At 67.7% G+C, this 20,438-nt stretch carries 17 protein-coding genes; 6 read left to right on the plus strand and 11 right to left on the minus strand.

What is annotated here, in order from left to right:
- The first annotated feature begins 35 nt into the window (after positions 1–35).
- Genes EO170_RS09605 through EO170_RS09620 form a run of 4 tightly spaced genes read left to right on the plus strand, consistent with a single transcriptional unit; the run spans position 36 to position 4,080 of the window.
- A complete protein-coding gene (locus EO170_RS09605; protein ID WP_104584544.1) occupies positions 36–1,766 on the plus strand; it encodes a penicillin-binding protein activator in 1,731 nt (576 codons plus the stop codon).
- A 4-nt stretch (positions 1,767–1,770) separates the two neighbouring features.
- Complete coding sequence (locus tag EO170_RS09610; protein ID WP_104584541.1) at positions 1,771–2,139, plus strand: YraN family protein; 369 nt, start codon at positions 1,771–1,773, stop codon at positions 2,137–2,139.
- A gap of 16 nt (positions 2,140–2,155) precedes the next feature.
- Complete coding sequence (locus tag EO170_RS09615) at positions 2,156–2,695, plus strand: metal-dependent hydrolase (RefSeq protein ID WP_126944430.1); 540 nt, start codon at positions 2,156–2,158, stop codon at positions 2,693–2,695.
- Entirely contained in the window at positions 2,692–4,080 is a 1,389-nt protein-coding gene (locus tag EO170_RS09620) for an FAD-linked oxidase C-terminal domain-containing protein (protein WP_126944433.1), read from the plus strand. Before EO170_RS09615 ends, EO170_RS09620 begins: the two co-directional genes overlap by 4 nt.
- Before the next feature lie 10 nt (positions 4,081–4,090).
- On the opposite strand, the gene EO170_RS09625 is transcribed toward EO170_RS09620, so the two are convergent.
- The 6 genes from EO170_RS09625 to EO170_RS09650 all read right to left on the minus strand — a co-directional run bounded on the left by EO170_RS09625 (position 4,091) and on the right by EO170_RS09650 (position 12,158).
- On the minus strand, positions 4,091–4,807 hold the full coding sequence (locus EO170_RS09625; RefSeq protein ID WP_126944436.1) for a response regulator transcription factor: 717 nt from the start codon (positions 4,805–4,807) through the stop codon (positions 4,091–4,093).
- Entirely contained in the window at positions 4,797–7,457 is a 2,661-nt protein-coding gene (locus EO170_RS09630) for a sensor histidine kinase KdpD (protein ID WP_126944439.1), read from the minus strand. Before EO170_RS09630 ends, EO170_RS09625 begins: the two co-directional genes overlap by 11 nt.
- A gap of 61 nt (positions 7,458–7,518) precedes the next feature.
- Positions 7,519–8,172, minus strand: a complete 654-nt coding sequence (kdpC, locus tag EO170_RS09635) for a potassium-transporting ATPase subunit KdpC (protein WP_126944442.1) — start codon at positions 8,170–8,172, stop codon at positions 7,519–7,521.
- Positions 8,173–8,175: 3 nt separating this feature from the next.
- Positions 8,176–10,224, minus strand: coding sequence for a potassium-transporting ATPase subunit KdpB (gene kdpB / locus EO170_RS09640; RefSeq protein ID WP_115676095.1), 2,049 nt, complete (start codon positions 10,222–10,224; stop codon positions 8,176–8,178).
- Positions 10,225–10,235: 11 nt separating this feature from the next.
- A complete protein-coding gene (gene kdpA / locus EO170_RS09645) occupies positions 10,236–12,050 on the minus strand; it encodes a potassium-transporting ATPase subunit KdpA (protein WP_126944445.1) in 1,815 nt (604 codons plus the stop codon).
- Between the two features lie 15 nt (positions 12,051–12,065).
- A complete protein-coding gene (locus tag EO170_RS09650) occupies positions 12,066–12,158 on the minus strand; it encodes a potassium-transporting ATPase subunit F (protein WP_006452907.1) in 93 nt (30 codons plus the stop codon).
- A 1,452-nt stretch (positions 12,159–13,610) separates the two neighbouring features.
- Here EO170_RS09650 and EO170_RS09665 point away from each other — a divergent pair.
- Positions 13,611–13,949, plus strand: a complete 339-nt coding sequence (locus tag EO170_RS09665) for a hypothetical protein (RefSeq protein ID WP_164740989.1) — start codon at positions 13,611–13,613, stop codon at positions 13,947–13,949.
- Between the two features lie 39 nt (positions 13,950–13,988).
- On the opposite strand, the gene EO170_RS09670 is transcribed toward EO170_RS09665, so the two are convergent.
- A complete protein-coding gene (locus EO170_RS09670) occupies positions 13,989–14,915 on the minus strand; it encodes a DMT family transporter (protein ID WP_126944450.1) in 927 nt (308 codons plus the stop codon).
- A gap of 372 nt (positions 14,916–15,287) precedes the next feature.
- Here EO170_RS09670 and EO170_RS09680 point away from each other — a divergent pair, with 372 nt between their 5' ends.
- Positions 15,288–16,697 carry a PLP-dependent aminotransferase family protein gene (locus EO170_RS09680; RefSeq protein ID WP_126944453.1) on the plus strand — a complete coding sequence of 470 codons (1,410 nt, stop codon included), beginning with the start codon at positions 15,288–15,290 and terminating at the stop codon, positions 16,695–16,697.
- Between the two features lie 584 nt (positions 16,698–17,281).
- Here the strand turns inward: EO170_RS09680 and fghA are convergent.
- The 4 genes from fghA to frmR form a co-directional block, all read right to left on the minus strand.
- Positions 17,282–18,112 carry an S-formylglutathione hydrolase gene (fghA, locus tag EO170_RS09685; protein WP_104585996.1) on the minus strand — a complete coding sequence of 277 codons (831 nt, stop codon included), beginning with the start codon at positions 18,110–18,112 and terminating at the stop codon, positions 17,282–17,284.
- A gap of 58 nt (positions 18,113–18,170) precedes the next feature.
- On the minus strand, positions 18,171–18,746 hold the full coding sequence (gene gfa / locus EO170_RS09690) for an S-(hydroxymethyl)glutathione synthase (protein ID WP_104586020.1): 576 nt from the start codon (positions 18,744–18,746) through the stop codon (positions 18,171–18,173).
- Positions 18,747–18,814: 68 nt separating this feature from the next.
- Positions 18,815–19,924, minus strand: coding sequence for an S-(hydroxymethyl)glutathione dehydrogenase/class III alcohol dehydrogenase (locus EO170_RS09695; protein ID WP_104585998.1), 1,110 nt, complete (start codon positions 19,922–19,924; stop codon positions 18,815–18,817).
- Positions 19,925–19,987: 63 nt separating this feature from the next.
- Positions 19,988–20,263, minus strand: coding sequence for a formaldehyde-responsive transcriptional repressor FrmR (gene frmR, locus EO170_RS09700; protein WP_016902624.1), 276 nt, complete (start codon positions 20,261–20,263; stop codon positions 19,988–19,990).
- Positions 20,264–20,438: the final 175 nt, after the last annotated feature.

Genomic DNA, 20,438 nt, shown 5'->3' on the forward strand with positions numbered 1-20,438 from the left:
GTCCGCCCCGGCGGGCCCCGTCCAATGGATCTGAAATGAACAAGCGTGTTGCAAGGATCTCCGCCCTGTCGCTGATGGTGATGCTGGCCGCCGGTTGCGCCACCAGCAGCGTCACCCAGACCGCCTCGCCGACCCAGAGCGCGGCGCTGGCGTTGCTGGACCAGGGCAAGCCGCGCGAGGCGGCGCAGCAACTGGAAGCCGAGGCCGCCGGCGCCAGCGGTGCGCAGCGCAGCCGCCTGCTGGCCGCGTCCGCGTTCGGCTGGCACGACGCCGGCGATGACGCACGTGCGCGCACGCTGCTGGCGCAGGTCACCGCGCGGCATCTCGGCGGCGAAGACCGCGCCCGCTTCGCGCTGCTGACCGGCGAGTTGGCGGTGATCGACAAGCAGGCCGCGCAGGCGCTGCAGGCCCTGGGCGACAGCCCGCAAGGCCTGCCCCAGCCGCTGCAGACCCGCTGGCTGCTGGCACGCGCCGCCGCACTGGAAGGCACCGGCGACCTGTTCGGCGCTGCCGCCGACCGCGCACGCGCCGATGCCAGCCTGACCGGCACCCCGCGCAGCGAGAACCAGCGCGCGATCGTGCGCCTGCTGGCCGCACTCGACGACGCCACGCTGAAGGGCCGCACCGCGGCGCTGCCGGCGGGCGATCCGCTGTACAACTTCGCCGGCCGCGCCCTGATCAGCCGCGGCCTGGCGCTGCCGCGCGCGTTCGACCGCGACGCGCAATGGGGTTTTGACACCAGCAAGCGCCCGCCGGCCGAACGCGATGGCTATCGCCCGCCGATCAAGCTGGGCGTGCTGCTGCCGCTCAGCGGCAACCTGGCCACCGCCTCGGCGCCGGTGCGCGATGGTCTGCTGGCCGGCTACTACGCCGAAACCCGCCGCCGCCCGGAACTGCGCTTCTTCGACACCGCCGGCACTGCCGCCGGCGCCAATGCCGCCTACGACAAGGCAGTGAGCGCCGGGGTGGATTACGTGGTCGGCCCGTTGGGGCGCGACGAAGTCAGCGCCGTGTTCGCACGCGGCCAGCTGGCGGTGCCGGTGCTGGCGCTCAACCGCCCCACCGACAACAAGGCACCGCCCAGCGGCAGCGCCGGCTTCTCGCTGGCGCCGGAAGACGACGGCATCATGGCCGCCGAATACCTGCTCTCGCGCGAACGTCGCAACGTGCTGATCGTCGGCACCAGCGACGACAACGGCAAGCGCACCATCAAGGCCTTCCGCGACCGCTTCAGCGAACGCGGCGGCACCATCGCCGGCAGCATCAGCGTGGCCGAGGTGCCGGGCGACATCGGTGCGCAGCTGCGCAACTACGGCACCGCCGATGCGGTGTTCCTGGCAGTGCGTGGCAACACCGCGCGCGCGCTGGCGCCGCAACTGGCCTTGAGCGGGTTCGCCGGCAAGTCGCGCGTGGGCACCTCGCAGCTGGTGGCCGGCACCGGCAAGGTCGAAGACGACCTGGCCCTGGACGGCATCGTCTACCCGAGCGAGACCTGGACCGCCCTGGGCGTGTCCGGGCTGCCGGCCTCCACCCAGGTCGCCAGCACGTTGCCCAGCGCACGCGGACCGGGTGCGCGCCTGTTCGCGTTCGGCTACGACGCCTGGAAGATCAGCGCGTACCTGGAAAAGCTCGCCACCGGCACCGATGGCGGCCTGCGCGGCGCCACCGGCACCCTGCATCTGGACGGCTTCGGCAATGTGCTGCGCACCCCGGCCTGGTCCACCTTCAACGGTGGCCGCCCGGTGCCGATCGCCGACGGCCGCTGACACCATGCCGGCAGCGCGTCAGCAACGTGGTGCGGCGGTGGAAGCGGCCGCCCGCGCGCTGCTGGAGCAGGCCGGGCTGCGGCTGGTGGTGGGCAATGCCAGCTACCGCGGCGGCGAACTGGATCTGGTGATGCGCGACGGACAGGCGCTGGTGTTCGTGGAGGTGCGTTATCGCCGCGACAACCGCTTCGGCGGTGGCGCGGCATCGGTGGATGCGCGCAAGCGCCGCAAGCTGGTGCTGGCCGCGCAACTGTTCCTCGCCTATCACCCGGCACTGGCGACACTGCCGTGCCGCTTCGACGTGGTGGAAGCCAGCGGCGAGCCACCGGTGCTGAACTGGATCCGCGACGCCTTCCGCGCCGACGACTGCTGACAACGACCCACGCGCGATGCCCACCATCATCACCCACGCCGCCGTGCCGCTGGCGCTCTGGTGCGCCAGTGAACGCGGCCGCCTGTCGCCACGCCTGCTCGCTGCCGGCATCGTCGCGGCGATGTTGCCGGATGCCGATGTGCTGGCATTCGCGTTGCATGTTCCGTACGCCGATGCGTTCGGCCATCGCGGCGCCAGCCACTCGTTGCTGTTCGCCGGGCTGATTGCGCTGCTGGGGGGTGTTGCGCATCGCCTGTTGCGTGCGGACGCGCTGCAGGCAGCAACGTTCTTGTGCGTCTGCGCCGCCTCGCATCCGCTGCTGGATGCGATGACCTCCGGCGGATTGGGTGTTGCGCTGGCCTGGCCATGGAGCGAAGCACGCTGGTTCGCACCGTGGCGGCCGATCCGCGTGTCGCCCTTGGTCAATGGTTTCTTCAATGCGCGCGGCCTGGCCACGCTGCTCTCCGAGCTGCGCTGGGTCTGGCTGCCGCTCACCGCCGCCGCGCTGGGATGGAGATGCATCCAGCGCGCGGCACCACAGGATCACCTGTCATGACCGATGTGCTTCCCACTGCCCTAGCCGACTTGCTGGCCGCGCGGCTTGGCCCCGATGGCTGGCTGACCGGCGCCGACGCGCGGCGCCGCCATGGCGAAGACGATTCGCGCCGCTGGGCCTTGCCCGCCGCCGTCGCCCTGCCGCGCGATACCGAGGAGGTGGTGGCGATCGTGCAGGCCTGTCGCGCCCATGGCGTGCCGATCGTGGCGCGTGGCGCGGGCACCGGCACCACCGGTGCGGCAGTGCCGTTTTCCGGCGGCGTGGTGGTGTCGATGGCGCGCATGAATCGCATCGTGGCCTTGCGCCCGGAAGACCGCTGCGCCGTGGTGCAACCGGGCCTGCTCAACGGCGAACTGCAGCAGGCCCTGCAGCCGCACGGCCTGTTCTGGCCGCCGGACCCGTCCAGCGCGGACATCTGCAGCGTCGGCGGCAACCTGGCCACCAATGCCGGCGGCCCGCGCGCGGTGAAATACGGCGCCACCCGCGACAACGTGCTCGGCCTGGTCGCTGTGACCGGCACCGGCGAGGTGATCCGCTGCGGCGGTGCGTATACGAAGAATTCCACCGGCTACGACCTGACGCATCTGCTGGTCGGCAGCGAAGGCACCCTGGCGATCATCGTCGAGGCGACCTTGAAGCTGACACCGCGTGCGATCGCACAAGCCGGTTTGCGCGCGCTGTATCGCGACGCAGCCAGCGCCGCGGCAGCGGTGTCTCGCATCATGGCGCAACCGACCACGCCGACAATGCTGGAATTCATGGATGCCAGTGCGATTGCGCTATTGCGCCGCAACGGCAGCGATGTCCCCGAGGCCGGCGCGATGCTGCTGATCGAAGCCGATGGCGATCACGACACCCTGCCCTACGCGCTGCAGGCCTTGCACGCTGCAGCCGATGGCGAGGGCGTGGTGAGCCTGGACGTGGCCGCCGATGGCAGCGCGCGCGACAAGCTGTGGGCGGCACGCCGCGCACTGTCGCCTGCGCTGCGCACGATCAAGCCCGGCAAGATCAACGAAGACGTGGTGGTGCCGGTTTCGCGCATCCCCGACCTGGTGGCCGGCGTGGAGGCATTGGCTGCGGAATTCGCGCTGCCGATTGTGGCTTTCGGGCATGCCGGCAATGGCAACCTGCACGTCAACATCATGTACGACCCGGCCGATGCCGACGAAGACGCACGCGCCCATGCCGCATTGCCGCGCCTGTTTGCGCTGGTGCTGTCGCTGGAAGGCACGCTCTCCGGCGAGCACGGCATCGGCGTGGCCAAGCGCGGTTTCATGGCCCAGGCCTTCAGCGCACCGACGCTGGCGGCGATGCGTGCGATCAAGGCCGCGCTGGATCCGGACGGGATCCTGAATCCGGGCAAGGTGCTGCCACCGCTCGAGTGACGCTGCCGCCTCAGCGCGCCACCCCGATGAAGCGCAGCCCCACGCCCGGTTCGGTGACGATGTAATGCGGGGCGGCGGCATCGTCGTGCAGTTTCTGGCGCAGCTTGCCGACCAGGATGCGCAGGTAATGGGTGTCGTCTTCATGGGTGGGGCCCCACACCTCGCGTAGCAGCTGCGGCTGGGTGACCACGCGGCCGGCGTGCTTGAACAGCAGTGCGAGCAGGGCGTATTCCTTGCGACTCAAGGGCACCGCTTCGCCATCGAGGGTGACCTCGCGCAGGCCCAGGTGGATGTGCAGGCGGCCGTCGTCGAACACGCTCTCCTCCACCGTGCTGCCGGCGCCGGCCTGGCGCAGCAACGCGCGGATGCGCGCCATCAGTTCCTGCACGCCGAACGGCTTGGTGACGTAGTCGTTGGCGCCGGCATCGAGCGCGGCGACCTTTTCGGTTTCGCCGGCGCGCACGGTGAGCATGATCACCGGCACGCTGGACCACTGGCGGATCTCGCGCAGCACCTCGTGGCCGTCGCGATCGGGCAGGCCGATGTCCAGCACCACCAGTTCGGCGCCCTGCCCGGCCAGCATGGCCAGGCCTTCCTCGGCGGTGCCGGCCTGCAGCACGCGATACCCCTGCGCGCGCAGGCTGATGTCGAGAAACCGGCGGATCTGCGGCTCGTCGTCGACGATCAGCACGCGGGCAGGCGGGATGGCAGTGGGGTCAGTCGGCATCGGGGCGAGGTGGCGCGGCGGGAACGAGCAACGGCAGCGTAATGCGGATCGTGGTGCCGTGACCATCGGCGCCGGCCAGCGCCGCCACGCTGCCGCCATGCGCGCCGATCATGCCCTGGCAGATGGTCAGGCCCAGCCCGGTGCCATGGCGGCCGCGGTCGCCACGCTCCACGCTGTAGAACATGTCGAAGATGCGCGCGCGCTCGTCCTCGGGAATGCCGGGGCCCTGGTCGCCGATATCGATCTGCAGGGCGCCGGCCTGCAGCCGCGCCTGCACGGTGACGGCCACGCCGGCTGGCGAAAATTTCGCCGCATTCTCCAGCACGTTGAAGATGGCCTGCTCCACCAGCGCCGGGTGCACCCAGATCGCCGGCAGGTCGGCGGCCAGCTCCAGTTGCAGCCGTACTGCCGGCTGGTAGCGCTGCAGCCGCCGCGTGGCCGAGCCGATCAACTCGTCCACGCCGATCCAGTCACGCTTCAAGGTCAGCCCGGTATGGCCGAGCCGGGTCATGTCGAGCAGGTTCTGGATGTAGCGATCCAGCCGCTCGCCTTCCAGCTGGATGGTGTCCAGCAGGCTGTGGCGGTCCTGTGCGTCCATCGCATCGCCGTAGCTGGCCAGGCTGCTGGCCGAGCCGATCATCGAGGCCAGCGGCGAGCGCAGATCGTGCGAGACCGAGGACAGCAATGCCGAGCGTAGGCGCTCGGTTTCGCCACTGACGCGCGCGCCCTCCAGATCGGCGACCAGGCGCGTGCGCAGCGCCGCCTGGCCGATGTCCTCCACCATCGCTTCGGCCAGCCGACGTTGCTCCAGGCCGGGCCGCTGCACGCTCTGACGAAAGCGCAGCGCGGCCACGCCCAGGCTCCCACGTTCGTGCCGCACCGGCAGGCACCACCACTGCGCGCCGGCCAGCGTATCGGTGAAGTGGCCGGCCGGCTGCCCGTGGCGCTGGGTCCACTCCGCCGCGCTGCGATCGAGTGCGCCGAAGCTGGCCGGCGCATCGCTTTCGCGTTGCTCCAGCCGCAACCAGGCCTCGGCATCCAGTGCAGTGGCCAGCGCACGGCGGCCGGCTTCCAGCACCTGGCCCAGGTCGGCGGCGGTGCTGAGCTCGCGGGCCAGCGCCTGCAGTGCATTGGCATGCGCGTTGGCGGCGCGCAGGGCCAGCACCTGGCTGCGCAGGCGCGAGGCCAGGCGGCCGGCGACCAGCGCGGCGATCAGGAACAGGCATACCGTCACCACGCCCTGGCGCGCGCTGATGTGCAGGGTGAAGCGCGGTTCGATGAAGAAGAAGTTGTAGGCGACAAAACTCAGCAGCGCGGCGATCACCGCCGCGGCCATGCGTGTGCGCGAGGCCACCAGCACCACCGCGACGATGAACACCATCGACAGGTCGTCGATGTCGGTCCAGCGCTGGATCACCCACGCCACCGCGACCGCCGCAGCGGCGGCGATCGCCGCGAACGCCAGGTCGTAGCGCTGCAGCCACTGGCGCGGATTGCGCCAACGCTGGCGCGCGCGTGCGCGCGCATCGGCGGAGCTGACGATGACCAGTTCGTAATGCGCGCCACGCTGCAGCAGTTGCTGGGTCAGCGTGCGGTTGAACATGCGCGCCAGCGGACGCTCGCGCGTGCGCCCCAGCACCAGCGTGGACACGCCGTTTTGCGCAGCGAAATCCAGCAATGCCTGCGCGACGTTGGCGCCATGCAGCAGCGCGGTATCGCCACCCAGGCGACGTGTCAGTGCGAAGGCGCGGTCGATCTCCAGCTGCCAGGCGGCATCGGCCACGGTGCGTGTCTGCACGGTGACCACCGTCCACGGCGCATCGCGCCGCTCGGACAGCCGCCGCGCCACCCGCACCAGATAATCCGAGCCGCCACGCCCATCGATGGCCACCACCACGCGGCGACGCAAGGCGGCGGTGCCGGGCAGGCCGCGCGCGGCCTGGGTGTCGCGCAGATCGCTGTCGACGCGGTCGGCCGCGGTCTGCATCGCCAGCTCGCGCAGGGCGGTGAGGTTGGAGGGCGAGAAGAACGCCTGCAAGGCCTGCGTGGCCTGTTCGGGCAGATACACCTTGCCCTGCTGCAGGCGTTCGATCAGTTCGCGTGGCGGCAGATCCACCAGCACGATGTCGCGCAGGCGATCGAACACCGCATCGGGCACGGTCTCGGACACGCGCACCCCGGTGATGCGCAGCACAATGTCGTTGAGGCTTTCCAGATGCTGGATGTTGACCGTGGTGTAGACATCGATGCCGGCATCGAGCAGTTCCACGATGTCCTGCCAGCGCCGCTCGTGCCGGCTGCCCGGTACATTGCGATGCGCCAGCTCGTCGATCAGGGCCAGCTTCGGCTTGCGCGCGAGCAAGGCATCCAGGTCGAGCTCTTCCAGCTGCCGGCCCTGGTAGCTGATGCGGGTACGCGCCAGCAACGGCAGGCCATCCAGCAGTGCGGCGGTCTCGCTGCGGCCGTGCGTTTCCACCACTCCGGCCACCACGTCCATGCCCTGGCGCAGGCGCTCGCGCGCGCGCGACAACATGGCGTAGGTCTTGCCCACGCCCGGCGCGGCGCCCAGAAAAACGGTCAGACGCCCGCCATGTTCGCGCTGCAGTTCGCCGATCAGCGCGTCGGCTTGTTGGGTGCGGGCGTCGATCATGGAGGCCGGGATTGGGGAGTCGGGATTGGGGATGTGTGGAGCCTACCGCGAGCTGACAGATCTAGCGTTGTGGCTTTGACCCATTCCCGATTCCCGACTGCCCATTCCCGGCGCGATCCAGCGCCAGGTTCAGCGCCAGCACATTCACCCGCGGCTGCCCGAGCAGGCCGAACTGTGGCGATTCGGTGGCGGCCTGGACCAGCGCGGCCACGCGCTGTTCCGGCCAGCCGCGCGCGGCGGCGACGCGGCGCACCTGGACCTGTGCGCCGGCCGGGCTCAGGTGTGGATCCAGGCCACTGCCGGATTGGGTGATCAGCTCGGCGGGGACCGCCTCCGGTGCGATGCCGTCGCGTGCCGCCACCTCGGCGCGCGTGGCGGCGATGCGGGTCTGCAGGTCGGGATTGGAACGCGCCTGGTTGCTGCCGGCCGCCGCGGTCGGGTCGTACTTGGCGGCCGAGGGGCGTGGCTGGAAATAGCGCGCATCGGCAAACGGCTGGGCCACCAGGGCCGAGCCGACCACCCGCGCGTCATCGCGCAGCAGCGAGCCGTGCGCCTGCACCGGGAACAGCGCGCCGGTGATGCCGGTGGCGACCAGCGAATAGCTCAGGCCCAGGCCCAACAGGATGAACAACGCCAGCATCACCGCCCCGCGCAGGGCGCCGTCGTCGCGCAACGGCAGCGCAGCGGGTGTACCGGTTTTCGAAGAAATCGTCATGGCTCAGTTCCCCAGGGTGGCGACAAGCGCCAGGTCGATCAACTTGATGGCGGCAAACGGCAGCAACACGCCGCCCACGCCGTACATCAGCATGTTCCGGCGCAACAGGGCCGTGGCGCTGGACGGACGAAAGCGCACGCCGCGCAAGGCCAGCGGGATCAATGCCGGGATGATCAACGCATTGAAGATCAAGGCCGCCAGCACCGCATGCCGCGGGTTGGACAGCTGCATCACGTTGAGCGCGGCCATCGACGGAATCGCCGCGGCAAACAATGCCGGCAGGATCGCGAAATACTTGGAGACGTCGTTGGCCAGCGAGAACGTGGTCAGCGCACCGCGCGTGATCAGCTGCTGCTTGCCCACTTCGACCACCGCCAGCAGCTTGGCCGGATCCGAATCCAGGTCCACCATGTTGCCGGCCTCCTTGGCCGCCTGCGTCCCGGAGTTCATCGCCAGGCCCACGTCGGCCTGGGCCAGCGCCGGCGCATCGTTGGTGCCGTCGCCCACCATCGCCACCAGCCGCCCGCCGGCCTGCTCGGCGCGGATGCGGGCCAGCTTGTCTTCCGGCCGCGCCTGGGCGATGTAGTCGTCCACGCCGGCTTCGGCGGCAATCGCGGCCGCGGTGAGCGGGTTGTCGCCGGTGATCATCACCGTCTTGATGCCCATCGCACGCAGCTGCGCGAACTTCTCCTTGATGCCTTGCTTGACCACGTCGCTCAGCTCGACCACGCCCAGCACATGCCGGCCTTCGGCCACCACCAGCGGTGTGGCGCCGCCGCGTGCGACTTCTTCGATACGTCCCTGCAATTCCGGTGACACCGTCGCGCCCATGCCCTGCACATACGCCACGATCGAATCGCCAGCGCCCTTGCGGATGCTGCGCCCGGCCAGATCGACGCCGGACATGCGGGTTTGCGCGGTGAAGGCGATGAAATGCGCGCCCTCCGGCTCGACAGCCACGGCACCCTGCTGGCGCGCCAGCTTGACGATGGACTTGCCTTCCGGCGTCGGGTCGGCCAGCGAGGCGAGCATCGCCGCATCGCGCAGTTGCGCACGGTCGATACCGGCCAGCGGATGGAACGCGGTGGCCTGGCGGTCGCCGTAGGTGATGGTGCCGGTCTTGTCGAGCAACAGCACGTCCACGTCGCCGGCCACTTCCACCGCCTTGCCGGATTTGGCCAGCACATTGGCCGACAGTGCGCGGTTCATGCCGGCGATGCCGATGGCCGGCAACAGCCCGCCGATGGTGGTTGGAATCAGGCATACCAGCAGCGCGATCAACAACAGCGGATCCAGCGTGACCCCGACGAAACCGGCAATTGCCGGCAACGAGGCGACCACGATCAGGAAGGTCAGCGTCATCGCCGCCAGCAACAAGGTGAGCGCGATTTCGTTCGGCGTCTTCTGCCGGTTGGCGCCTTCCACCAGGGCGATCATGCGATCGAGAAAACTCTGCCCCGGTTCGGCGGTGACCTTGAACACGATCTCGTCGGAAAGCACGCGCGTACCGCCGATCACGCCACTGCGATCGGTGCCGGCCTCGCGCAGCACCGGTGCCGATTCACCGGTCACCGCAGCTTCGTTGATCGTTGCAACACCGCGCACGATTTCGCCATCGGCCGGGACGAATTCGCCTTCGGACACCATCACGTAGTCGCCCGGGCGCAGCTCGGCCGCCGGCACGCGGGTCTCGCGGCCGCCAAGTGCGGTTTCCACCCGGCGCGCGACCAGATCCTTGCGCGCACGGCGCAGCGATGCGGCCTGCCCACGCCCGCGCGCTTCGGCGATGGCCTCGGCAAAGTTGCCGAACAGCACGGTCACGAACAGGATCGCCGTCACCGCCCAGCCGAAGCCGGCATTGCCATGCCCACTGGCGGTGATCACCGCCGCCAGCACCGTGCCGCCCATCACCACCGCCATCACCGGGCTGCGCAGCAGATGCCGCGGCGCCAACTTGCGGAAGGCTGCGCGTATCGCCGCCACCAGCACGGCGGCATCGAACAACGCTGCGTCACCGCGCTCGCGTTTTTCAGTCGTATCGATCGTAGACATTGCTCAAACTCTCAGGACGCCGCCAGGGCGAGGTGTTCAGCGATAGGACCCAGCACCAGTGCCGGCATGAACTGCAGCACGGTGAGCACCAGCACGATCGCCATCAGGGTCAGCGCAAAGGTCGGTGTTTCGACCTGCAGGCTGCCGGCCGACTCGGGCGCACGCCGCTTCACGGCCATGCGCGCGGCCACCATCAGCGGCAGGATCAATGCCGGATAGCGCCCCAGTGCCAACACCACCGAGCAACTCAGGTTCCACCAGTACGTGGCATCACCCAGCCCCTCGAAACCGGAGCCATTGTTGGCAAAGGCCGAGGTGTACTCGTAGAACACCTGGCTGATCGCGTGGAAGCCGGGATTGGAATTGGCCGTCCATGCAGGCACCGCCAGTGCCACCGCGGTGAAGCCCAGCACCACCAACGGCTGCAGCAGGATCAGCAGCGCAAGCAGCTGCACCTCGCGCGCTTCGATCTTGCGGCCGAACAGCTCCGGCGTGCGCCCGGTCATCAAACCGGCCAGAAACACGCTCAGCAGCAGATACACCACGAACTGCTGCAAACCGCAGCCGACGCCGCCCCAGATCGCGTTGATCAGCATGTCCACCAGCGTGACCAGGCCGCTCAACGGCGCCAGCGAATCGTGCATCGCGTTGACCGAGCCGTTGGAGGTCTGCGTGGTCAACGCCGCCCATAACGCGGACGCATCCGCGCCGATGCGCACCTCCTTGCCTTCCATCAGGGCAGGCGAGCTGGCGCTGGCCGAATGCGCTTCGGACCACAGCAACAGCGCGGTGGACGCGGCCGACATCGTCAGCATGGTGCCCAATACCAGGGCGGTGAGACGTTTGCGCCCGGTCAGGTAGCCGACCATGAACACCACGCTCATCGGCAACAGCACCAGCGCCAGCGTCTCCAGCAGATTGCTCAGCGGCGTGGGATTTTCCAGCGCCACCGAACTGTTGGGGCCGTACCAGCCGCCGCCATTGGTGCCGAGCTGCTTGACCGCGACCATCGCCGCAACCGGCCCGACCGGTATGGTCTGCTTGGGCATGCCGGCACTGCTGTCCAGCGGTGCGGCAGTGGCCGCACCCTGCAACGTGGAGGGCACGCCCTGCCAGCCAAGCAGTACCGTCCACAGCAGGCACAACGGCAGCAGGACGCGCACGCTGGCGCGGATCACATCGGCCCAATAATTGCCGACATCCGCGTCCGGCAGGTCCTCCACGCCGGAACCCGACGGCTGCCGTCCCTGGCGCGGCATGCCCATCTCCTGCTCGTCCGGCCCAGCCGCCAGTGACTTGGCGCCCGCCGCCGCATGAGGCAGCAGCGAGGCATCGGACACCGTTGCGGCACCTCGCCCACCGAACAATGCACGCAAGGTCGCCACTGCCAACGCCAGGCCCATCATCGGCGTCACCACCTGCAGGCCGACGATGCCGGTCATCTGCGCCAGATACGACAACTGCGCCTGGCCCGAGTAATGCTGCTGGTTGGTGTTGGTGACGAACGACACCATGGTGTGCAACGCGGTATCCCAGCGCATGTTCGGGACGGCGTCCGGGTTGAACGGCAGCCACGCCTGGGTCATGAACACTGCCCAGGTGAGCAGGCCGACAACCAGGTTGCTGAGCAAAAACGCCACCGCATAGCCGCGCCACGACATGCCCTGCTGCGGGCGGGTGCCGAGCAGTGCATACAGCGGCCGTTCGATCCAACCGAACAGCGCATCGCCACGCATCGGGGCGCCGCGCATCACCGCCGCCAGATAGCGGCCAAGCGGCCAGGCCAGCACGATGGCCAGCGCATAGACAAGGAGAGTTTCAATCATTGGAGCGCACTCGCATCAGAAGTCTTCGGGGCGCAGGACCACGTACAACAGGTACGCAGCGGCAACGAGCACGGCCACGCCGCACAACAGGGACAACCAGGCAGGCATGTCGGCTACTCCTAGAGACGCGCGCAACGCGGCGCGATGGAGACGGTGTGCGGCGGCGCATGCAGCATCTGCGGGCCGACGAGGCAAAGCGCTGCCGCACCGCACGCGCAGCGACGATGGAGCAGACAGGTCAAGGGATGCATCGGAATCGTCCAGGGCGGAACCGCTCCGCCAACCTGCGCAGTGTCTTCCCCGGCTACGTAAAGTCGCTATGGACCTGCGACAGCCCTCGCGTAAATTCCGCATAAATGCTGCGCAGCGACGGTGTGCAGTCGGGTATCCCGACCATGCAGCCGTTCCAGGCAACCACGACTACTAGCTCATCCACACCCTCCGGTGCCAACTCAGGACGACCAGCTTTTGAGTCAGGGGGCGTTATGAAGCTGTAGCAACGCTCTGCCGGTCGAGGGCGCGGCGCTCATCTGAAAAGCTGTCTGTCGTGCGGTGTGCATCAAACCCGGAGCCGATGCTTCAATGATCGAACAAGGCGCATCCAACACCGCTCTACCATGCACACCGACCAACTCGATAGGTCTTTGCCCGCCCATCGTCGCGGGACCTTACGCGGCATGGATGCCGCGTAAGAGCCTACAGGGACGTACTTGCGGCGTGTCCCGCGATGGTGGGCGGGCAAGGGCCCCGCAGCAAACTCGCAGCATCGAGGGCGCGGCAAGGACACCGCACTAGGCAGTTGCTCGGCGCTCATCTGAAAAGCTGTCTGTCGTGCGGTGTGCATCAGACCTGTAGCCGATGCTTCAATGATCGAACAAGGCGCATCCAGCACTGCTCTTCCATGCACACCGACCAACTCGATAGGTCCTTGCCCGCCCACCGTCGCGGGACCTTACGCGGCATGGATGCCGCGTAAGAGCCTACATGGACGTACTTGCGGCGTGTCCTGCGATGGTGGGCGGGCAAGGGCCCCGCAGCAAACTCGCAGCATCGAGGGCGCGGCGCCCTCACCGCTTGCGGGACACGCCGTGAACCCATCCCTGGGGGCTCGGTGGCGGCATCCATGCCGCCACACGGTCCCGCAACCGGCAAGGACACCGCACCAGACAAGTGGTCGGCGCTCATCTAAAAAAGCTGTCTCTCATGCGGTGTGCATCAGACCTGTAGCCGATACTTCAATGATCGAACAAGGCGCATCCGGCACTGCTCTTCCATACACACCGACCATCTCGCTTGGTCCTTGCCCGCCCACCGTCGCGGGACCTTACGCGGCATGGATGCCGCGTAAGAGCCTACATGGACGTACTTGCGGCGTGTCCTGCGATGGTGGGCGGGCAAGGGCCCTGCAGCAAACCCGCAGCGTCGAGGGCGCGGTGCCCTAGCCACTCGCGGAACAGGCAGCAACTCCGCAGTTGAAGACTCCCACATATGCGGCCTGTCGACGGAACGCTCACTGCCGCTGCACTAACGTGCCGGCGTCATCCATCAGAGTCCTTGCACATGCCTGTCAGCTACTCGATCAGCCTGCCCGACCCCAAGCTCGCCCGTGGCGGCGATGCGAGCGTGAGCTTCACCGCCCATGGTGCCGAGGCCTTTGCCGAACAGTTGCAGGCCGCCTTGCGTGATCCGGCCTGGTTCGATCGCTGGCGCCTGCTGCAGGCCGACCCGGATGCGGTGGACCCCAGACTGGGCGTCACCGATCCCTCGGCGACGGTGACCGGCAAGCAGGGCGACCTGCGGATCGACCTGGTCGCTACCACCAGCATCCCCGGCGACCTGCTCAAGCAGCGCATGCAGGCCCTGGCCGGGCACCACTGGGAACTGCGCGACGTGCGTTGACTCTATTGCCGCCGTGCGTACAGCGCGGCGGCATTTCGCTCAGGTTGGTGCGCTGTGTGCCACCCGCCGCGGCCAGCGCCATTTCAGATTCACCGCCAGCGTGCCAACCACGATCAGCGCCAGGCCCAACCACTGCACCGGCACCAATGCGTGGCCGTAGAGCAGATAGTCCAGCAATAGCGTCACCAGCGGATAAACGAACGCCAGCACCGCGATCGTGGCCACATGCAGATGGCGATAGGACGAATAGAACAGCACATAGACGATGCCGCTGTGGATCACGCCCAGGCCAACCAGCCACAGCCAATGCAGGCCCGGATGCAATGCCGCGCCGCTGGAAAACCCGGCCAGCAGGAACGTGCCGACCCAGCACTGCACGGTCACCACCGCCAGCGGCCGCTCACGGCTGATGCGACGCGACATCAGCAACGAGGCACCGCACAGCAACGCTGCCAACAGCGTGAGCGCAATGCCGATCAGGTAGCCACGATCCGCCGTCTGCCAAAAGCGTGCCGGATTTGCCGAGCAGGCCACGCCGACGAATGCCAGCAGCGTCCAGCCCAGATCGGCACGCCGCGTGCGCTCGCCCTGCAACAATGCGGCCAGGAGCAGCATCACGAACGGGAACACGTGGTAGACCATGGTCGCCACGCCGATCGACGAGCGCGCCATCCCCGCGAACAATGCCACCCAGTTCAACACCAGCAGCACGCCACTGATGGTGGCATCACGCAACAGCGCACGCTCGCGCCATAGTCCTCGCAGCTGTCCACCGATCACCCCGCACACGCTGAGAAACAGCGCACCGAACAGGCAGCGATAGAACACCGCCGTCACCGGATCCTGCCCGCTTTCGTGCACGAATACGCCGACCGATCCAATCAACACTTCGGCAACCAGCAATTGCCAGATCGCACGTCGCCCAGCGCCGGCCGATACCGCTTGCACAGGCACGGGCGTGCTCATGGCGCAATGGTTCCCTGCAGATACTGGATGGCACTGCCGCGCACGTTGACGTGCCGCAGTTCGACCCGGCACTGCAGTTGGCCGCTCCGCGCAAGGTCCCGCAGCGCAGTGAGCCACGTGCTGACCAGCCGCTGTGCCCAGCGTGGTGCATGCGCAGCATCGATCGATTGGGTGAGCGGCCCCTCGCCAACGCCATCGGAGGGGCAGAAATAGCGGGCAACAGCAAGCGCAGCAAGCAGCACGGCCAACCTCACGGACGAGAAGACATACCCGGCGTACTCACCGGGCACGCCCAGTCTGCAACGTGCCACACGACCATGACAGATTCAGATACGCTGCAAATCGACCAATACAGATGGGAGGCGCCCGCAGATGCTGCTGTACGAATTGCTGGCCACGCAGCTGCGGCAGCAGATCGAAGGTGGCACCCTGCGTGCCGGCGAGCGCCTGCCCTCGATCCGGCAATTGGCCGCCAACCACGGCATCAGCACCGCCACCGCCGTGCAGGCCTGCCTGCAACTCGAACGCGAAGGCCGCGTGCAGGCACGCCCGCGCTCGGGCTACTTCGTGCGCAGCACGGCGTCTGCATTGCCGGCCACAGCCCCCCTCCCGCGTCGGCGCAAACCGGGCATGGTCGACAACCCGGCCTTGCAGCGCGTGCTCGAGACCCTGGCGCGTACCGACCTGGTGCCGCTGCACACCGCAACGCCCGCGCCTACGCTGTTGCCCACCGCGCACCTGGCCACAGCCCTGGCGCGGCAGTTGCGTCGCCAGCGCACGGCTGCGTTGGATTACGCACCGCCGCAGGGCCACGCCGCACTGCGCCGCCAGATCGCACAGCGGTATGCACACTGCGCAACCACCGTCGATGCCGACGAAGTGGTGATCACCGCCGGCGCGATGGAAGCGATCAGCCTGGCGCTGCGCACGCTCACCGCACCAAGCGATGTGGTACTGGTGGAAACACCCACCTATCACGGCATCCTGCAGGCGGTGGCCGCGCTGCGCCTCAAGGTGCTGGAGGTACCCAATCGCCCCGGTCACGGTATCGATGTCGCACGTGTGGATGCGCTGCTGCAGCGCACCCCGGTGCGTGCGGCAGTGCTGATCCCCAACTTCAACAATCCAAACGGCAGCCTCACTCCCGACAGCGCCAAGCGCGCATTGCTCGACAGCTGCGCCCGCCATGGCACGGTGGTGATCGAAGACGACATCTATGGCGAACTGGATTGGTCGGGCCAGCGCCCGCGCCCGCTGCGCCACTTCGACACCCATGCCAACGTGATCACCTGCGGCTCGTTCTCCAAGGTGCTGTCACCCGGCTTGCGTGTGGGCTGGTTGCTCGGTGGCGACTGGACCGACGCCCTGGTACGCGCCAAGTACTTTTCCACTGTCGGCAGCGCCAGCCTGCCGCAACTGGCACTGGCTGATTATCTGGCGCAACACGATCTGGAACGGCACCTGCGCAAGCTGCGCCGCACGCTGGCCGACAACGGGCAACGGCTGCGCGATGCAATCGTGCGGCATTGGCCGCAGGACACACGCGTGGGCGACCCGGCCGGCGGGTTATCGCTATGGCTGCAATTGCCCGACGCCGGCAGTGGCCAGGCCCTGTTCGAAGCCGCGCTGGCAGAACGCATCGGCACCTCGCCCGGCCATCTGTACTCCAGCCGTGGCGACTACGCAGATCACCTGCGCCTGACCTGTGGCCAGCCGTGGAGCGATACGCTGGAGCGCGCGATGCGGCGGCTGGGCAAGCTTGCGGCGCAAGTGGCGCGTTAGCCGTTCCTGGTGGTTCGCATCAACTTGCGTGCTGGCTGGACGCGCGGTTATCCAGGCAACGCCGTCATGCCCTGCTTGCACCATGCACAGCGACCATCCTGACTGGTCCTTGCCCGCCCACCGTCGCTGGACCTTACGCGGCATGGATGCCGCGTAAGAGCCTACACGGATGTACTTGCGGCGTGTCCCGCGAGGCGAGGTGGGCGGGCAAGGGTCCTGCAGCCACGCGCAGATCGGCTGCTCTACAAGGCCAGCTACCCGCTCCACCGGGCGTCGCCCGTCCCTCATCTGCCAGTGAGCCCGTACCCTCATCCGCCCCTGCGGGGCACCTTCTCCCGAGGGGAGAAGGGAGCCAGGCCGCACGTCAGCCGTTTTACCAGCTGGCCTCCCCTCCGCCGGGCTTCGGCCCTCCCCTCATCCGCCCCTGCGGGGCTCCTTCTCTCGGGGGGGGAGAAGGGAGTTCAGCTCGACACCTTACTCATGCCACGGCGCGCGCAATACGGCAGCGCGGCAACGCAACGCGATGCGAACCACCGCCATGCGCCGTCTCATGGCACGCAGCACCACCCGCTTGCCCAAAACGATCAACCACGCAACGCCGCGGCATGGTGTGCGATGTGCTCGCCGATAAAGCTGGCGATGAAGTAATAGCTGTGGTCGTAACCGGGCTGCAGCCGCACCGTGACCGGATAACCGGCGGCCTTGGCGGCCTGTTCAAACAGCGACGTCTTCAGCTGGTTTTCGAGGAATTCATCGCCATCGCCCTGGTCGATCAACAGCGGCAGGCGCTCCTGTGCCTGTGCGATCAACGCAGTGGCGTCGTACGCCTTCCACGCTGCGCGGTCCGGCCCCAGATACTGGCCAAACGCTTTCTCGCCCCATGGCACCAGGCTGGGCGCGACGATCGGCGAGAACGCCGACACGCTGCGATAGCGGCCCGGATTCTTCAATGCGATGGTCAGGGCGCCATGGCCGCCCATCGAGTGGCCGCTGATCGCGCGCGCACCGGTGGTGGCAAAGTGCGCTTCGATCAACGCCGGCAATTCGTTCACCACATAGTCGTACATGCGGTAATGCGCCGCCCACGGTTGCTCGGTGGCATCGACGTAGAAGCCGGCGCCCTTGCCGATGTCGTAGCCGTCCGCGTCGGCCACATCGTCGCCACGCGGGCTGGTGTCGGGGGCGACCAGGATCACGCCATGCTCGGCCGCGTAGCGCTGCGCGCCGGCCTTGCTGATGAAGTTCTGTTCGGTGCAGGTCAGGCCGCTGAGCCAGTACAGCACCGGTAGCGGGCCATCGGCGGCCTGCGGCGGCAGATAGACGCCCACCTGCATGCTGCAGTTCAAGCTCTGCGATTGATGCCGATAGACATCTTGCCAGCCGCCGAAGCAGGCATGGTGTTCGATACGTTCCATGAGATTCCTTCGATAAGAACCTGCGGCCGGCATGCGTGCCGGCCGCGGGGTGGGGCGATCAGTGCAGCAGGCCCTTCTTGCGTGCCACGTTGGCAGCCAGTGCATCCATCAATCCCGGCGACAGGCAGTCGTACGGGGTCAGCCCGAGCTCGTTGAGACGGGCGCGCACGCCGTCCATGGCAGCCGGCGGCGTGCCGGTTTCGATGATGGAGGACACGAACGCCGCAAAGCCCGGCGGCGACCAGCCCGACTGCTGCGACAACTCGGTATGGATGAAGTCCAGACCGTAAAACGCGTGTTCCTTGTCTTCGATGCGACCGAACATGTGCACACCGCAGCCGGTGCATGCATGCCGCTGGATCGCCGCAGTTTCGTCGACGACCTTGAGCTTTTCCGCATGCGCGGTCACCGTGACCTTGTCGCGCGGCACCACTGCAATCACCGAAAATGTCGCGCCTTCCGGCTTCCAGCATTTACTGCAGCCGCAGGCGTGGTTGTGCGCGGTCTGCGCAGCCACGTCCACGGTCACCTTGTCGCTGGCGCAGTGGCACGCAAGGGTTCCGCCCTGAAAACTTTCCGCACCTCCACGCGCTACACCACTGTCTACCGAAGGATGAATCGAGACGCTGGTCATCATGCCCCTCCCGGAGTATCGGGTACCACGTGCGCGGAAGCGGCCGCGCGCCGATTCTGGCCGTACGGTCAGAAATGAATCACGGTGCGGATCGACTTGCCTTCGTGCATCAGGTGGAAGGCCTCGTTGATCTCTTCCAGCGGCATGGTGTGGGTGATGAACGGATCGAGATCGATCTCGCCCGTCATCGACTGCTCCACCATGCCCGGCAATTGGGTCCGTCCCTTGACACCGCCGAAGGCCGATCCGCGCCACACGCGGCCGGTCACCAGCTGGAACGGACGGGTGCTGATTTCCTGGCCTGCACCGGCCACGCCGATGATGACGCTCTCGCCCCAGCCCTTGTGGCAGCACTCCAGCGCCGACCGCATCACATTGACGTTGCCGATGCACTCGAAGCTGAAGTCCACGCCGCCATCGGTCAACTCGACGATGACCTCCTGGATCGGCTTGTCGTAGTCCTTGGGGTTGATGCAGTCGGTGGCGCCCATGCTGCGCGCCAGGTCGAACTTGCCCGGGTTGGTGTCGATGGCCAGGATGCGCCCGGCCTTGGCCTGCACCGCGCCCTGGATCACCGCCAGACCGATGCCGCCCAGGCCGAACACCGCCACGCTTTCGCCCGGCTTGACCTTGGCGGTGTTGTGCACCGCACCGATGCCGGTGGTGACGCCGCAACCGAGCAGGCAGACCTTTTCCAGCGGCGCGTCCGGGTTCACCACGGCCAGCGAAATCTCCGGCACCACGGTGTACTCGCTGAAGGTGCTGCAGCCCATGTAGTGGTAGATCGGCTCGCCGTTGTAGGAGAAGCGCGTGGTGCCATCGGGCATCAGGCCCTTGCCCTGGGTGGCGCGCACCGCCTGGCAGAGGTTGGTCTTGCCGGACAGGCAGAACTTGCACTTGCGGCATTCGGCGGTGTACAGCGGGATCACGTGATCGCCCACCTTGACGCTGGTCACGCCCTCGCCCACTTGCTCGACAATGCCGCCGCCTTCGTGGCCCAGCACGGACGGGAAGATGCCTTCCGGGTCATCGCCAGACAGGGTGAATGCATCGGTGTGGCACACACCGGTGTGGGTGATGCGGACCAGCACTTCGCCGGCCTTCGGCGGTGCGACGTCGATCTCGACGATTTCCAGCGGCTTGCCGGGTCCGAATGCAACTGCTGCACGGGATTTCATGTGATGGCGCTCCTGACGATGAGATTCAAGGACGGGCACGGCATGCGCCGGCCCGGTGGGAGTTCATTTGAGGTAGGACCGGACCAGCCCGAGCAATTCCTGCACCCGCTCGGCACGCTGCGCATCGGAAGCGGCGGCGTGGCCGAAGTCTTCGCGGATATGCGCTTCGAGCACCTGCGACATCAGTCCATTGACGGCCCCCCGGATCGCGGCGATCTGCTGCAGGACAGGCGCACAGTCTGCTCCCGCCTCCAGCGCGCGCTCAAGCGCGTCGCATTGCCCGCGCAGGCGTCGCACGCGCGCAAGCGCCCGCTTTTTCTCCTGTGGCGAATGCGGCATGACGGCCCCGGTCAAATACTGGGGGGTAGTATATGGATTCGCTCGAAAAAAGCCACGCCTGCGAACACGCCTGCTCGAACAAAGCCGGGGCGGCCGCAGCCGGGGCCGGTCGTCCGCTGCGACACTTTTCGCGTCAGCCATGGCGCTGCACGTCCATCCAGGCGCATGCAGGTGA

Source organism: Xanthomonas sp. BRIP62409 (assembly GCF_003992965.1).
GTDB lineage: Bacteria > Pseudomonadota > Gammaproteobacteria > Xanthomonadales > Xanthomonadaceae > Xanthomonas > Xanthomonas euroxanthea.

Excerpts from the sequence above, each read along its gene's own strand:
- EO170_RS09680 (WP_126944453.1), top strand. The coding sequence starts at position 15,288 with ATGCTGCTGTACGAATTGCTGGCCACGCAGCTGCGGCAGCAGATCGAA.
- gfa (WP_104586020.1), bottom strand. The coding sequence starts at position 18,746 with ATGACCAGCGTCTCGATTCATCCTTCGGTAGACAGTGGTGTAGCGCGT.
- EO170_RS09695 (WP_104585998.1), bottom strand. The coding sequence starts at position 19,924 with ATGAAATCCCGTGCAGCAGTTGCATTCGGACCCGGCAAGCCGCTGGAA.
- EO170_RS09610 (WP_104584541.1), top strand. The coding sequence starts at position 1,771 with ATGCCGGCAGCGCGTCAGCAACGTGGTGCGGCGGTGGAAGCGGCCGCC.
- kdpB (WP_115676095.1), bottom strand. The coding sequence starts at position 10,224 with ATGTCTACGATCGATACGACTGAAAAACGCGAGCGCGGTGACGCAGCG.
- EO170_RS09650 (WP_006452907.1), bottom strand. The coding sequence starts at position 12,158 with ATGCCTGCCTGGTTGTCCCTGTTGTGCGGCGTGGCCGTGCTCGTTGCC.
- EO170_RS09620 (WP_126944433.1), top strand. The coding sequence starts at position 2,692 with ATGACCGATGTGCTTCCCACTGCCCTAGCCGACTTGCTGGCCGCGCGG.
- EO170_RS09625 (WP_126944436.1), bottom strand. The coding sequence starts at position 4,807 with ATGCCGACTGACCCCACTGCCATCCCGCCTGCCCGCGTGCTGATCGTC.
- kdpA (WP_126944445.1), bottom strand. The coding sequence starts at position 12,050 with ATGATTGAAACTCTCCTTGTCTATGCGCTGGCCATCGTGCTGGCCTGG.
- EO170_RS09665 (WP_164740989.1), top strand. The coding sequence starts at position 13,611 with ATGCCTGTCAGCTACTCGATCAGCCTGCCCGACCCCAAGCTCGCCCGT.
- fghA (WP_104585996.1), bottom strand. The coding sequence starts at position 18,112 with ATGGAACGTATCGAACACCATGCCTGCTTCGGCGGCTGGCAAGATGTC.
- EO170_RS09605 (WP_104584544.1), top strand. The coding sequence starts at position 36 with ATGAACAAGCGTGTTGCAAGGATCTCCGCCCTGTCGCTGATGGTGATG.
- EO170_RS09630 (WP_126944439.1), bottom strand. The coding sequence starts at position 7,457 with ATGATCGACGCCCGCACCCAACAAGCCGACGCGCTGATCGGCGAACTG.
- frmR (WP_016902624.1), bottom strand. The coding sequence starts at position 20,263 with ATGCCGCATTCGCCACAGGAGAAAAAGCGGGCGCTTGCGCGCGTGCGA.
- EO170_RS09670 (WP_126944450.1), bottom strand. The coding sequence starts at position 14,915 with ATGAGCACGCCCGTGCCTGTGCAAGCGGTATCGGCCGGCGCTGGGCGA.
- kdpC (WP_126944442.1), bottom strand. The coding sequence starts at position 8,172 with ATGACGATTTCTTCGAAAACCGGTACACCCGCTGCGCTGCCGTTGCGC.
- EO170_RS09615 (WP_126944430.1), top strand. The coding sequence starts at position 2,156 with ATGCCCACCATCATCACCCACGCCGCCGTGCCGCTGGCGCTCTGGTGC.